Raw genomic sequence first — 14,582 nt, 5'->3', positions numbered from 1 at the left:
CAGTAAGCTTTGAAGTGAGGGACCGGCCAGGGTCTGACAGGACTTTCCAAAACGCGCTGTGGATACCTCCCTGTACGCTTGGCTCCGCCATCCATGGCTCCGCACAGTTTTGGAAAGCCCTGCCAAACTCTGACCTACCCAGAGTTAACCTGAACGCGCGTTCCCCTGCCCAAGAAACAGCTGATAAGCCTCATTATCCGTCATGTTTTCATAGCGGAAACCGACCTTATCGAGCATCTTCTCAAAATCCTGCACTTCATCGTCATCTACCTGGGCTCCCAGCAGAACGCGGCTGTAGGCCGCCCCGTGGTTGCGGTAATGGAACATGGAGATATTCCAGCGGGTACCCAGCGACATCAGGAACTTCAGCAACGCCCCCGGGCGCTCCGGGAATTCGAACTGGAACACTTTTTCGTTGGTGATAGTCGGCGCATGACCGCCCACCATGTGGCGAATGTGCTGCTTGGCCAGATCGCTGTCAGTCAGATCGACGACCGAATAGCCGTTCTCCCGCAGATCCTGCACCAGGTCTTCACGGCCGTGGCCGCCCGCTGCGATCTGGATGCCCACGAAAATGGTGGCATTGGTGGCGTCCGCGTAGCGGTAATTAAATTCGGTGATGCTGCGCTTGTGCAGGGCGTTGATAAAGGTTTTGAAGGCACCCGGCTTTTCCGGGATGGTCACTGCCAGGATTGCCTCGCGCTTCTCGCCCACTTCCGTACGCTCGGAAATGTAGCGAAGGCGGTCAAAGTTCATGTTGGCACCGCTGAGGGTGGCAATCAGGTTTTCGCCCTCCACTTTCTCCCGCTCGATGTACTTCTTGATGCCCGCCACACCCAGGGCACCGGCCGGCTCGGCAATGGAGCGGGTGTCCTCGAACACATCCTTGATGGCGGCGCAGATTTCGTCGGTGGATACGGTGATCACCTCGTCCACGTAGTCTTTACAGATTTCCCAGGGATGCTTGCCGATCTGCTTGACCGCCACGCCATCGGCAAAGATGCCCACCTCGTCCAGCACTACCCGCTTGCCGGCCTTCATGGCTGCCTGCAGACAGTTGGAGTCCTCCGGCTCAACGCCGATCACCTTGATTTCCGGACGCAGGTACTTGATGTAAGCAGCCATGCCAGCGATGAGACCGCCGCCACCAACGCAAATAAAGATCGCGTGAATCGGCTTGCTGAACTGCCACATGATCTCCATGGCCACCGTACCCTGACCGGCAATGACATCCGGATCATCGTAGGGCGGGATGTAGGTGTAGCCGTGTTTCTGGATCAGCTCCTGGGCGTGAGCAGCGGCTTCGTCAAAGGCGTCGCCTTTCAGGACCACTTTGGCACCATGGTCACGCACCGAACGCACCTTGATCTCCGGCGTGGTCTGCGGCATTACAATTACCGCCTTGATACCGAGGTTCTTGGCCGCCAGCGCCACACCCTGGGCATGATTGCCAGCAGATGCACAGATCACGCCCTTGGCCTTCTGCTCCTCGGAAAGCTGCGCAATCCGGTTGTAGGCACCGCGAATCTTGAAGGAAAACACCGGCTGAAGGTCTTCACGCTTGAGCAGAATATTGTTGCCAAAGCGCTTTGACAGACTACGGGCTTCAGTCAGGGGTGTTTCGATGGCCACGTCATAGACGCGCGCATCGAGAATCTTCTTGATGTAGCGTTGCGGCATAGCAGTTCCGGCTTTTGGTTGGTGTGTGATGGCTGGCTGAGAAAAACCCACAGTGTAGAAAGTTTGCACGGCAGCCGTCTATAAGCAGAGGGTGCTTAAGCGTTATAATCCGCCTAAATCCAACCTGATTTGCAGCCGGAGCCCCAGATGACCCAGGACGAACTGAAAAAAGCCGTCGCCAAAGCCGCCATTGACTACATCGCCCCTCGCCTGGATATCGACAGCGTGATCGGTGTGGGCACTGGCAGCACGGCCAATTTCTTCATCGACATGCTCGCGGAACTGAAAACCGAATTCGACGGCGCCGTCGCCAGCTCAGAAGCGACCGCCGAGCGCCTGAAAAGCCACGGAATCCCGGTTTATGATCTCAACAGCGTCAGTGGGCTGGAGTTCTACGTGGATGGCGCTGACGAAACCAACGAACGCCTGGAACTGATCAAGGGTGGCGGCGCCGCACTGACCCGGGAAAAGATCGTGGCAGCGGTGGCCAAGACGTTCATCTGCATTGCCGACGACTCCAAAATGGTTGGTATCCTTGGCGCCTTTCCCCTGCCCGTGGAGGTCATCCCCATGGCCCGAAGCCATGTTGGCCGGGAGATTGTAAGACTGGGCGGCGACCCGGTTTATCGTGAGGGGGTTGTCACCGATAACGGCAACATCATCATCGATGTCCACAACATGGATATTTCCCAGCCGATCCGGGTGGAAGAGCAGCTCAACAACATTGTTGGCGTGGTCACCAACGGCCTGTTCGCCCGCCGGCGCGCGGATCTGTTGCTGCTCGGCACCAAAGACGGGGTGAAAACTATCTCCAGCGAGGGCGCCTGACCGATTTCTATCACTGCTCGATTGTCGAAGCTGGCCTTTCGGGCCAGCTTTTTTATTGCCTGGAAGATCATAAACCAAGCGCTTGCTTGGTAGCAGCTTTTCGGCGAAACTGCCCTGCATTGATTCCGATCAGAGGGAGCTCCACCGTGTCCGACTACTTCAACGAAACCCACCATCAGGTCCGTGCGACCGCCCGCAAGTTCATCGAAACCCACGTACTGCCCCACATCGACGACTGGGAAGAAGCGGGCGAATTTCCCCGGGATCTCTACAAAAAAGCCGGGGATGCAGGCCTACTTGGAATTGGTTTTCCCGAAGCATTGGGTGGCATCGGGGAAGGCGACATTTTCCTCAAAGTGGCTGTGTCTGAAGAACTGATGCGTTCCACCTCCGGCGGCCTGGTGGCCGGCCTGGGCTCCCTGGATATCGGCCTGCCGCCGGTCGCCAAATGGGCGAAAAAGGAAGTCCGGGAAAAAATCGTGCCGCCGGTTCTGCGCGGCGAAAAAATCGCCGCCCTGGCAGTGACCGAACCCGGCGGCGGTTCCGATGTCGCCAACCTGAAAACCCGAGCGGTCCGCGATGGAGACCATTACATCGTCAACGGCAGCAAAACCTTCATCACCAGCGGCATGCGCGCCGACCACTACACCGTTGCCGTGCGCACCGGCGGCGAGGGCCACGGTGGCATCAGCCTGTTACTCATCGACCGCGACATGCCCGGTTTCTCCACCGGCAAGAAACTGCGCAAAATGGGCTGGTGGGCCAGCGATACCGCAGAGCTGTTTTTCGAGGACTGCCGGGTTCCTGCCGACCGCCTGATCGGCGCCGAAAACGCCGGCTTCATCGCCATCATGAGCAACTTTCTGGCCGAGCGCCTGAGCCTTTCCATCATGGCCTATATGACCGCCCAACTCGCCTACGAGGCAGCACTGGAATACACCCAGCAACGCAAGGCATTCGGCCGCAACATTGCAGGCTTCCAGGTGACCCGCCACAAACTGGTGGACATGGCCACCCAGATCGACGTAGCCCGTGAATACACCTACCGCTGCGCGGCCCTGATGCAGGCCGGGAAGAACCCCATCAAGGAAGTGGCCATGGCCAAAAATTTCTCGGTGGATGTCTGCGAAAAGGTCACCCGGGAAGCGGTGCAGCTGTTCGGTGGCATGGGGTACATGCGTGAAACCGTCGTCGAGCGCCTCTACCGTGACGCCAAAATTCTCTCCATCGGCGGCGGCACCACCGAGATCATGAAGGAACTTATAGCCAAGCAGATCAAGCTTTAATCTACCTTTACTTCACCGGCCTTTGAGCCCTGCCCCAGCTTGCCAATTTCGGGGGCGGGGCATGTCAGTGGCTTTTCCAAAACACGCTACGAGCACGTCCATGTGCGCTTGTTTCGGGCCATCCATGGCCCTCTACAGTTTTGGAAAAGCCACTGACACGCCCCGTTCGAACCCGGTGCAGCCCTCATGCTAAATAATGCGTTCTTGGTTTCGGGCTTACTTCAGCGGCCTTCCTCAAAGGTTCGGGCGGGTATCTGGCGGGACCTTCCGAAAACGTGGAGCGCCAAGGATGGCGCGACCGAGCCCTACATGGACGTATTCACGGGCGTTTTTCGGAAGGTCCCGCCAGATAGCCGCTTGCACCAAACTCAACGACCAAGGTTTAGTTTCGAACTGCAGGATACTCCCGTATAATTGCGCCCACTTTTTAACCGCAGTTAAACGTACCGTTAACGTACCAGGAAGGATCGCACATGCAATTCGACAACATCCCCGCAGGCAAGAACCCGCCGGAAGACATCTACGTTGCCATCGAAATCCCGGCCAACAGCTCCCCGGTGAAGTACGAACTGGACAAAGACATGGGCGCCCTGCTGGTAGACCGTTTCATGGCCACCCCCATGTTCTACCCGGCCAACTATGGCTTCATCCCGCACACCCTGGCCGACGACGGTGACCCCCTCGACGTACTCGTGGTCACACCCTACCCCGTGCAGGCCGGCTCCGTGATCCGTGCCCGTCCGGTGGGTGTTCTGAACATGGAAGACGAAGCCGGTGGTGATGCCAAGCTGGTAGCGGTACCCCACGACAAGCTGACCACTACCTACCACGATGTGAAGGAAATCACCGATCTGCCGGAGCTGCTGCGCGACCAGATCAAGCACTTCTTCGAGAACTACAAGACTCTCGAGCCGGGCAAATGGGTGAAGGTGCAAGGCTGGGATAACGCAGAAGCCGCCAGGAAAGCCATCGTAGATTCCGTGAACGCCTACAAAGGCTGAGCCGGACTTTTCGTGGCATTAAAAAACCGGGCCTTGTGCCCGGTTTTTTAATGTCTGGCTGGAAGCCCGTTGACCTCAACCCCGGGACAGCAGATCCCGCATATCACTGATTGCCGAGTTCGCCCGTGAAAGGTAAGCGGCCATCGTGAGAGAGTGATTGGCCAGCACGCCGAAGCCACTGCCATTCAGAATTACCGGGCTCCACATTTCGCCCTGGGCACCCTCAAGCTCGATAATGACCTGCCGTACGCTGGCCATGGCGTTCTTGTCCTGGAGAACTTTGCGAAAATCCACTTCGATCGCCCGGAAGATGTGCAGGAGCGCCCAGGAACTGCCTCGGGCCTCATAGAACACATCGTCAATCTTGGTCCATGGCGTTTTGATATCTTCTCCCGTGGTTTCTTCAGCCAGAGGATCTCCCGCATCCATATTCACCACGGCATCAGAAACGGAAGCTTTGCCCACACTTTCCCCCAGAGTCCGGGAGAGGCTGCCCAACCGGGTTTCCAGGTCTGCCAGCCAGTTACTCAGGTTGTCTGCACGCGCGAAAAACTGGGCATCAGCCTGTTCCGGGTTCGACAGACGATCAAGATAGCGCTTCAAAGCGGTGATACCCCGGCGGTACTCAGCCTCTGTTGAGGGAATGGCCCAGCTCTCGCTGTCGAAGTGGAACTGGGGCTCGGCAATGACCAGATCCTGATCCTCGGCCGACTGACTCTGGGAGCGGCTGATATCTTTGCGCATGGCACGCGAAAGGTCACGGAGCTGAACCAGCACGCCATATTCCCAGTTGGGCATGTTGTCCAGCCAAAGCCCGGGAGGGAAAACGTCGTTGGAGATGTAGCCACCAGGCTTGTCCAGCAGGGTTTCGCCAATTCGAATCATGGTCACCGTGGTGGCGAAGCCGGTGATGGGTTCCCTTTCCATGGAGTTGGCCACCGACCGGGTATGTTCGCGCACCGAGAAAGTTTCCGGCTCGCTGCTCCAGAACATGCCAAGCACCAAAGCCACCAGCAGGTAGACCACAACCAGCGCCAGAATCAGTTTGCCGATCACGCCGCTGCCACCGGCATAATCCTGAACATCGTCTTTCTTGTCCTTGAAGTACTGTCTGATTTTGCCTGGCATATGACTCTTAATCCCCTGTCTGTTGATTATCAGCGGCAAACGGCCGACCAAGATGGTAACCCATGGCTCCGTCGACACCCAGCTTACAGAGTACCGAGTATTCCGCGGCTGTTTCCACTCCTGTAGCGAACACTTTCACGCCGCGGCTGTGTGCGATGGCCACAACGGACTCTATGTAGAAGCGGTTATCCTCGTGGGTGTCGATGTCATGGATGAAACTGTTATCGATACGCAGGCCCTGAAACCTCAGATTTCTGAGATAACTGAATGGCACGCCACCAACGCCGAAGCGGTCTACCAGTACCGGCACCCCCAGGCGCCCCAGCGCCCTGACCAGCAGGCCCACTGCCGTGCGGTGATGGTGAATGGTCTGTTCGGAGATACCTATCCAGAGATTTCGGGCCAGAGAACCGGCCTGCCCCAGTTGTTCAAGCAAGTCCGTACGAAAGGCCTCGCTGGCCACGGACGCATTGCCAAGCGAGACGGCCAGTGGCTGATCGGGCAGGTCTTTCAAACGATCCAGTACCCGCTGTACCAACAGTCGATCAATATCGGAAATCAGGCCGAAGCGCTCGGCCATGGGCACAAAGGTACCTGCCTTCAGGGCCCCTTCAACGGAATCAATGCGGGAGAACACCTGGTGATAAACCGGCATGAGACGACCTTCGTGGACCATGGGTTGGAGCCAGAGCGAAAGTGTCTGTCGACGGATCGCCTCACTGATGATTACCCGCCAGGTCTCCAGATTGTGATGGCCATCCTTCTCGGGATCCGCCAGGTGACAGCCCGTGCCGTTGCTACTCTGGGCGGTCCGCAGGGCTTCGTCCGCAGCAGCCATGAGATCGCGGGCCCCGCGGCCCTCAAGCGTTCTCGCCAGCCCGGCATGCACGGCTGTATCCATGGGTGAGGCAAGATCCGAATACACCCCGTCGAGATCATTTACCAGTTGCCGACACCAGACACCGGCGTCGGCCGGCATGACACCAGGCAGGAAAATGGCAAACTCGGCACCGGTTCGTCGACCGGCAAACGATCCGGCATGCTGCCTGACGAACTCTGCAATCACGGTGGCCACTCTTAGCAGCAGCCGATCCGCTTCGCTCCGGCCATAGGCCTGGTTATACCCGGAAAAATCCGCCAGCTGAATCAGCATGAGAACCCCGGGCGCGGCCTTTTCCTCGGATTCCACTTCGACTTTCAGGCGCTGGTCAAAGGCACCCCGGCTGGCCAGCCCGGTGACCGAATCCTCGTTATTGACCCGCCGCAGGTGCTGGATGAGTTTGGCCTGGCCCTCGAAAAGCTGGCCCAGATCACCCGCCATCTGGTTCATGGCGTCCGTGACCTGGTTTATTTCACGGGTCGACTTGATCGACACCCGCTTCCTGAAATCCCTCTGGCCCAGGGCCCTGGCCTGATCCTCAAGAGCATGCAGCGGCCGCAGGGTCCGGCGAAGCAGCAGGAAAACCGCAAAGAGTCCAATACCGCCAATAACCGCAGTACTGGCAGTCAGACCAATGGTGATTCGCCAAAGGTCTTCGTAGGCCCGACCGGGGTGGCTGATTACCTGAACCGTGCCAAGTCTGCTCCAGCCGCGGACCACTGCTGCCTCGGCGATCGGCAGGGGTAGATCCGCAAAAGTGCGGAACCAGGCCGGCACAGCGACCTTGTTCAGAGTCATTGCGCGCCCGGCAACCTGCTCACCCTGATGATTCAGGTAGCTGACGGACAGGTATCGCCCACTGTCGAACACCGCATCAATCAATGACGCTGAAGCCACCGGGTCACGGCCATCGATGGCGTTGGAGAGTGACAATCCGATGGCCGTAGCCCCGTCACGGGCGTGGCCGGCCAACTGATCGGAGACATAATTCCGGAAGTACCCGAAGCTGGTAATGAAAACCGCAACCAGCAGGGTTACCAGCAAACCTCCGGTCAACACCAGAAGCATTGTTCGCAGAGTAACCACACCCTGCTGCCTGCGTTTCAAGAGGATTTGCTTCCGTGCCATGGGGAGCTTCTCCGGATTGGCTGTGAGCCAGCCGGCCAGGTGTTTGTGACCTGCACCGCAGAGTTGACAAACATTTACATAGCGCAACCTACGCCGACAACATTAAACACTATAGACTCTGCAAAAAGACTAAGGTTGAAAAATCGTCCGCACCGGGGAAGGACGACCAATAACGAAAAAGAGACAGGCCCGAGCCACATGAACGACGAAAGCCAGAAAGAAAAACTCAGGCAGCATTTCGCACGCCGTGTAACAACCCAGGCCCGGGTTGTTCTGGACACCTGGCAGAAAATTCACGAAGACCGGGACAAGGCCGCCGCCCATCGCAACGAGTTTGCCGCTGCCACCGACAAGCTGGTGCGTTACGCCCAGCGCTTCGAAATGGAAAGTCACGCCAGGGCCGGGCAAACCACGCTGGAATTGATCAACCAGTGGGAACCGGGTTCGGCACTGGACGAAGGCCTTGAGCGACAGCTCCAGGATGCCATCGAAACCCTCTCCCAGAGCACCCTGCGCAGGACGGACCGCAATAGTTCCGAGGCGCCTCACCAGTTTCGCCGCACCCCGGTCTACATTGCTCTGGCCAACCAGGAAATGGCAAGCCGCCTCATCCGGCAACTGGAGTTTTTCGGGTTTCGGGCTTCGGCCTTTGCCAACGCCGATGAACTGACCGAAGCCTGTGCACTCCACAAGCCCGAGACCATCCTGGTGGACGTAAATTTCGGCGGTTCTCCCAACGCCGGCATTACCACCATCGAACACCTGCAGGAACGTCACGATACGCCCATCCCGATCATCTTCATGAGCGATGAGGATGGCTCCATCGAAACCCGTCTGCAGGCCTCACGGTGCGGCGGGGAAGAGTTCTTCTATCCCGCCGTCGATCCGGGCCAGTTGATCGAGAAGATCGAAACCTATACCCACGGCAATACCGTGGAGCCTTACAAGGTTCTTGTTCTGGACGACTCCCGGGCCCAGGCCAAGTACATGGAAACGGTGTTGAAAAAGGCTGGCATGACCGCCCACATCATCACCGACCCGATGCAGATCATCCACGCGCTGGAAGAGTTCTCCCCGGAGATCATCATCCTCGACATGTATATGCCGGGCTGCACCGGGATGGAGATCGCCCGTGTCATCCGTCAACAGGATCGCTTCCACAGCGTCCCCATTATTTACCTGTCGGCAGAGGAAGACGTCAGCAAACAGCTCCATGCCATGAGTCTGGGGGGCGACGATTTCCTGACCAAGCCAATCGACCCGAAACACCTGATAGCCACCATCCACAACCGTGGCCGCCGCGCCCGCTCTCTACTGGCACTGATGATCCGTGACAGCCTGACTGGCCTGTTCAATCACACTCACACGCTACACCTGCTGGACCAGGAGATTGTGCGGGCTCGCCAGAAAGAGCAACCACTGTGCTTTGCGATGATCGACATCGATTACTTCAAGAAGGTAAACGACACCTTTGGCCATCCGATCGGCGACCGTGTGTTGCGAAGCCTGTCGATGTTCCTCAAACAGCGCCTGCGCAAAACCGATCACATCGGCCGGTATGGCGGTGAGGAATTCGCCATTATTCTGCCCAACACCCGCCCGAGCGATGCCCGGAACGTTCTCAATGAAATCCGGGAGCGGTTCTCGGAGCTCCAGCAGCCCGCCGGCGACCGGGAATTCAACGTCACCTTCAGTTGCGGAATCGCAGCCTGGGATGACGACACTTCCCAGGCATTGTGCGAGCGGGCAGACCGGGCGCTCTACAGCTCCAAGGAACTGGGCCGCAACTGCGTGACTCTGGCCGACACCTGATTCCGGGCCGTTCCGGCCCGCATCCCCCCGCGCAGACCTTCCAGAACAAATTTCGGTCGGGCATGGCTGAGTCCCTGCCCGGCTGCTACCTTTTATGAAACCAACGTCGTATAGAAGTTAGATCCTCCGTTCACGACAATGATTGTCATCAGCGGAAAGATCCCGTTTCGATTCATTTGCCGTCTTTTTTACGACCAATGGACAACAGGGAAGATTGTCAAAAAGTGTTGATCTGAACAAAACAAGCACGCACCATTGGGGGAACATGCCGTTAAATTCGGCGATCCTGTAAAAAGACACCAAGGCAGACAGAACCATGTCGACAATTCTCGTACTCCATGGACCCAACCTGAACATGCTCGGCACACGCGAGCCAGAGGTCTATGGCTACGAGACGCTGGCAAACATCGACGACCGGTTGCGTTCACAGGCGGCGGAGCACGGGCACCATCTGCTGCATCTGCAATCGAACGCCGAATACGAACTGATTGAACGGGTTCACGAGGCCCGGGCAGAAGGCGTGGACTTTATCATCATCAATCCAGCCGCTTTCACCCACACCAGCGTTGCCCTTCGGGATGCCATGCTGGCTTCGGGAATTCCTTTTATTGAAGTGCATCTTTCCAACGTGCATGCACGGGAACCGTTCCGGCATCACTCCTATTTCTCGGATATCGCCGAAGGCGTTATCTGTGGGCTGGGTAGCCAGGGGTACGATCTTGCACTCCAGGCGGCCCTGACACGCATTCACCGATAGACCTGACAAAACGGGACTGGACTGACTATGGATATTCGTAAAATCAAGAAACTGATCGAGCTGCTCGAGGAATCCGACGTCGAGGAGCTGGAGATTCACGAGGCGGACGATTCGGTGCGTATCTCCCGCCGCCGCGAGCCGGCCGCCGGCGCCCAGTACGTAAGTCATTACCCGGCCCCGGCGCCTGCACAGCAGCCAGCTCCGGCCCCTGCGGCGTCGGCCCCGGAGACTGAAGAGCCATCAGCGCCAGCGGGTCCGTCCGGACACACTGTAAAATCCCCCATGGTCGGCACGTTCTATCGCTCGCCGTCGCCCACCGCCAAGGCGTTCGTGGAAGTTGGCCAGACGGTCAACGTGGGTGATGTCATCTGCATAGTGGAAGCCATGAAGATGATGAACCAGATTGAGGCCGACAAGAGCGGCACAATCCAGGACATCCTGGTCGAGAATGGCCAGCCGGTTGAGTTTGACCAGCCCCTGGTCGTCATTTCCTGAACGCGGTGATAGCTACTCATGGCCATGTTAGAGAAAGTTCTGATCGCAAACCGGGGTGAAATTGCCCTCCGGATTCTGCGCGCGTGCAAGGAGTTGGGTATCAAGACCGTGGCAGTTCATTCCCAGGTCGATCGCGACCTGATGCATGTGCGCCTCGCTGACGAGTCGGTCTGCATTGGCCCCAACAGCGCCACCGACAGCTACCTGAACATCCCGACCATCATCAGCGCCGCCGAGGTAACCGATTCCGTGGGTATTCACCCCGGCTACGGCTTCCTTGCCGAGAACGCCGATTTTGCCGAACAGGTTGAAAAGAGCGGCTTCCGCTTCATCGGCCCCAAGGCCGATACCATTCGGCTGATGGGCAACAAGGTGTCTGCCATCAACGCCATGATCAAGGCCGGTGTTCCGACTGTGCCGGGATCGGATGGCCCGCTGGATGACGACGAAGAGCGGACCCTGAGAATTGCCCGCGAAATCGGCTATCCAGTGATGATCAAGGCCGCCTCTGGCGGCGGCGGACGCGGCATGCAGGTGGTGCACTCGGAGGCGGCCCTGTTAAAAGGTGTCCAGATCACCCAGAGTGAAGCCAAGAACGCCTTCGGCGACCCGACCGTTTACCTCGAGAAATTCCTGGAAGCTCCGCGCCACGTGGAGGTTCAGGTTCTGGCCGACATGCATGGCAACTGCATCCATCTGGGCGACCGCGACTGCTCCATGCAGCGCCGGAACCAGAAGGTCATCGAGGAAGCCCCGGCCCCGAACATCAACCAGGAATCCCGGGAGCGCACCCTGAAGGCCTGCGTCGATGCCTGCAAGGAAATCGGCTACGTGGGCGCTGGCACCTTCGAGTTCCTGTACCAGGACGGCGAGTTCTATTTCATCGAAATGAACACCCGGGTCCAGGTGGAACATCCCGTCTCCGAGATGGTCACCGGCGTGGACATCGTGCGTGAGCAGCTACGCATCGCCAGCGGCCTGCCACTGCAGTACACCCAGGACGACATCCGGATTTCCGGGCACGCAATGGAGTGCCGGATCAACGCCGAAGATCCGAAAACTTTCATCCCCAGCCCTGGAAAGGTCAAGCATTTCCATGCGCCTGGCGGGAATGGAGTGCGGGTGGATTCCCACCTGTACAGCGGCTACACGGTTCCGCCCTATTACGACTCCCTGGTGGCCAAACTGATCACCTGGGGCGACGACCGAGACATTGCCCGGCGCCGGATGAAAAACGCGCTGGACGAACTGGTGGTCGAGGGAATCAAGACCAACCAGCCTCTGCATCGGAAACTGGTACGCGATGGTGGCTTTAAACAGGTAGACTTCACCATCCACTACCTTGAGAAACTGATGCGGGATTAAACATGCCCTGGATACAACTCCAGATCCCGGCTGATCCGGACAACGCGGATCAGCTGGAAGATCTGCTCATGGAGATGGGCTCCGACGCCGTCTCCATGGAGGATGCCGCCGACCAGCCCCTGTACGAGCCCGACCCGGGCACCACCCCTCTCTGGAGCCAGACCACCGTCACCGGATTATTCGACTCCGATCGGGATATCGAACAGCTTTGCGCCGATATCCGGGATGCCTGGCACCAGCAGACCCAGCAGGCCTTGCCGGAAATCGAAGTAACGCTGGTTGAGGACAAGGACTGGGAGCGGGCCTGGATGGACGATTTTCAGCCCCTGAAATTCGGCGAGCGACTCTGGATCGTGCCCAGCTGGCATGACGCTCCGGACCCGGATGCCGCGAATCTGATGCTGGACCCCGGCCTGGCCTTCGGTACTGGCACCCATCCGACCACAGCCCTGTGCCTGGAATGGCTCGATGGCCAGGACGCCCAGGGTAAGCAGGTCATCGATTATGGCTGCGGCTCCGGCATTCTTGGCCTGGCAGCCCTGCTGCTTGGCGCCGACCATGTTATTGGCGTTGATACCGACCCACAGGCCCTGGAAGCCAGCCGGGAAAACGCCCGGCGTAATGGTGTCGAAGACAGCAAGCTGGACCTGTTTCTGCCAGAAGACGAACCCGAGACCAAAGCGGACATCATGCTCGCCAATATCCTGGCCCAGCCTCTGATCGGCCTTGCCTCTCACCTTGCTTCCCGGACCAGACCCGGCGGCGACCTCGTGCTATCCGGCATTTTGTCAAGCCAGGCCCGGGAAGTGATGGCCGCCTACGAGCCCTGGTTCGTAATGGACGAGCCCGAACAGCGGGAAGAGTGGATACGCCTCACAGGACGGCGCAACGACAGATGACGAAACCGGTCTTAACGACTAAACTCCGACACTCGTAGCCCAGTCGCTTTCAGGAAGAAGCATGACCCAGAGCAGCCTGCAGACACAGTGCCCCAATTGCCAGACCCGGTTCCGGGTAACCGAAGAACAGCTTGGCATTGCCAAGGGCAAGGTACGCTGCGGGAACTGCATGAAAGTGTTCAACGCCATCGAACACCAGGTTATTCCCGGCGGCGATAAACCACGAACCCAACCCAGCCCCGAGCAACCGGCGGGCACCCAATCACCGGCCGGCTCCGGCGTCAGCGAGGAAGATTTTGTCTTTGCTGACAACCCGGAAGAGGATGCGGCGGAAGGCCGGTACGCCGGCACAAAGCTGACCTTTTCCGATGACGAGCTCAGCGACAGCTTCCGCAGCTTCGACGAGCGCGACGAAGCAGACTACAAAGACGCTGAGACTGACAGTTCCGACGAGAATGTGGATGAAAGCTGGGCCGAAGCCATTCTGCAGGATGACGAGCCAGCGCAACGGAAGCCGTCTGCTGCAGAGCGGCCAGAACCGGAGCCCGAACCCGAGCCCGAGCCCGAAGAGCCAGCGTTCGAGCCACAAACCAGACGGGAACCCGACCACGAGTTAAGCCTCGAGGAAGAACCGGTGTTCGAGCAGACCCAAACACCCGCTTCCCGGGGCGACCGGACCGCCAAAGAGCCTGATCCTTTCGATGACTTTGTGGAGGAATCCGGTTTCGATTTCGATGAGCCGGATCGACCGGCCGACACCTTCCATGCCGACCCACCCTTCCGGGACCTGCGTCGCGACCCCGTTGCCGTCGATTCGGGCGGGAGCGGCATTCGAACCATCGTATGGAGTGTCATTGTGCTGGGCCTGATCGGTGTTCTGATCGCCCAGGTCACCTGGTTCCAGTTCGACCGCCTGTCGGCCATTCCCGAGTTGCGGCCGTTTTATGAAAAAGGGTGTGAACTGGCCGGATGCGAGCTCAAACCGCTGATCAATGTTGAGGCGATACAGAGCCGGAAACTGGTGGTTCGGACCGATCCGGATAACCGCTCGCAACTGGTGGTCGATGCCGTGATCATCAACCGGGCCGACTTCGAGCAGCCGTTCCCCGCCATTGCCCTGACCTTTTCCAACCTGAATGGCGATGTTGTTGCACAAAGCCTGTTCACGCCCGAAGAATACCTGGCCGGCGAGGGTCGAGAGCTGGAAGCCATGCCCACGGATACCCCCGTGCGCATTGCCATCAACATTCGGGATCCGGGCCGTGACGCAGTGAATTACAACATCCTCTTCCGCCCCCACACTCCCTGATCGAGTCAGGAAGT

Annotated in this window: 12 protein-coding genes; 9 read left to right on the top strand and 3 right to left on the bottom strand. The window is 58.5% G+C overall.

Features of this window, described 5'->3' with window-relative positions; genetic code table 11:
• Positions 1–144: 144 nt before the first annotated feature.
• The gene (gene ilvA, locus WA411_RS04835; protein WP_291904324.1) at positions 145–1,680 is read right to left on the bottom strand and encodes a threonine ammonia-lyase, biosynthetic; all 1,536 of its coding nucleotides are present in this window, start codon (positions 1,678–1,680) and stop codon (positions 145–147) included.
• Positions 1,681–1,827: 147 nt separating this feature from the next.
• Here ilvA and rpiA point away from each other — a divergent pair, with 147 nt between their 5' ends.
• The 3 genes from rpiA (at position 1,828) to ppa (ending at position 4,795) form a co-directional block, all read left to right on the top strand.
• Positions 1,828–2,508 (top strand): ribose-5-phosphate isomerase RpiA, encoded by a 681-nt coding sequence (gene rpiA, locus WA411_RS04830; RefSeq protein WP_291904325.1) that lies wholly within the window; start codon positions 1,828–1,830, stop codon positions 2,506–2,508.
• A gap of 146 nt (positions 2,509–2,654) precedes the next feature.
• The gene (locus WA411_RS04825; protein WP_291904326.1) at positions 2,655–3,794 is read left to right on the top strand and encodes an acyl-CoA dehydrogenase family protein; all 1,140 of its coding nucleotides are present in this window, start codon (positions 2,655–2,657) and stop codon (positions 3,792–3,794) included.
• Between the two features lie 473 nt (positions 3,795–4,267).
• Complete coding sequence (ppa, locus tag WA411_RS04820) at positions 4,268–4,795, top strand: inorganic diphosphatase (protein WP_069182011.1); 528 nt, start codon at positions 4,268–4,270, stop codon at positions 4,793–4,795.
• A 75-nt stretch (positions 4,796–4,870) separates the two neighbouring features.
• Here ppa and WA411_RS04815 read toward each other — a convergent pair whose 3' ends face one another.
• Positions 4,871–5,923: a DUF2333 family protein gene (locus tag WA411_RS04815; RefSeq protein ID WP_069182012.1), complete on the bottom strand. Its 1,053-nt coding sequence runs from the start codon at positions 5,921–5,923 to the stop codon at positions 4,871–4,873.
• Positions 5,924–5,930: 7 nt separating this feature from the next.
• Positions 5,931–7,931, bottom strand: a complete 2,001-nt coding sequence (locus WA411_RS04810) for a bifunctional diguanylate cyclase/phosphodiesterase (RefSeq protein WP_291904329.1) — start codon at positions 7,929–7,931, stop codon at positions 5,931–5,933.
• Between the two features lie 198 nt (positions 7,932–8,129).
• On the opposite strand from WA411_RS04810, the gene WA411_RS04805 reads away from it, so the two are divergent.
• The 6 genes from WA411_RS04805 (at position 8,130) to WA411_RS04780 (ending at position 14,568) form a co-directional block, all read left to right on the top strand.
• Complete coding sequence (locus WA411_RS04805; RefSeq protein ID WP_069182014.1) at positions 8,130–9,743, top strand: diguanylate cyclase; 1,614 nt, start codon at positions 8,130–8,132, stop codon at positions 9,741–9,743.
• 316 nt (positions 9,744–10,059) lie between these two features.
• Positions 10,060–10,500 (top strand): type II 3-dehydroquinate dehydratase, encoded by a 441-nt coding sequence (aroQ, locus tag WA411_RS04800; protein WP_069182015.1) that lies wholly within the window; start codon positions 10,060–10,062, stop codon positions 10,498–10,500.
• Between the two features lie 27 nt (positions 10,501–10,527).
• The gene (gene accB / locus WA411_RS04795) at positions 10,528–10,995 is read left to right on the top strand and encodes an acetyl-CoA carboxylase biotin carboxyl carrier protein (protein ID WP_291904331.1); all 468 of its coding nucleotides are present in this window, start codon (positions 10,528–10,530) and stop codon (positions 10,993–10,995) included.
• A gap of 18 nt (positions 10,996–11,013) precedes the next feature.
• Positions 11,014–12,360 (top strand): acetyl-CoA carboxylase biotin carboxylase subunit, encoded by a 1,347-nt coding sequence (accC, locus tag WA411_RS04790; protein WP_069182017.1) that lies wholly within the window; start codon positions 11,014–11,016, stop codon positions 12,358–12,360.
• A gap of 2 nt (positions 12,361–12,362) precedes the next feature.
• Entirely contained in the window at positions 12,363–13,259 is an 897-nt protein-coding gene (gene prmA / locus WA411_RS04785) for a 50S ribosomal protein L11 methyltransferase (protein WP_291904334.1), read from the top strand.
• A 61-nt stretch (positions 13,260–13,320) separates the two neighbouring features.
• Positions 13,321–14,568, top strand: a complete 1,248-nt coding sequence (locus WA411_RS04780; protein ID WP_291904336.1) for a DUF3426 domain-containing protein — start codon at positions 13,321–13,323, stop codon at positions 14,566–14,568.
• Positions 14,569–14,582: the final 14 nt, after the last annotated feature.

It is taken from the genome of Marinobacter sp. CH_CUG1437-1, from assembly GCF_037029655.1.
In the GTDB taxonomy this organism is placed as follows: domain Bacteria; phylum Pseudomonadota; class Gammaproteobacteria; order Pseudomonadales; family Oleiphilaceae; genus Marinobacter; species Marinobacter salsuginis.
The sequence above is the reverse complement of the archived record's forward strand: the minus strand, read 5'-3'. Positions and strand labels throughout refer to the sequence as shown.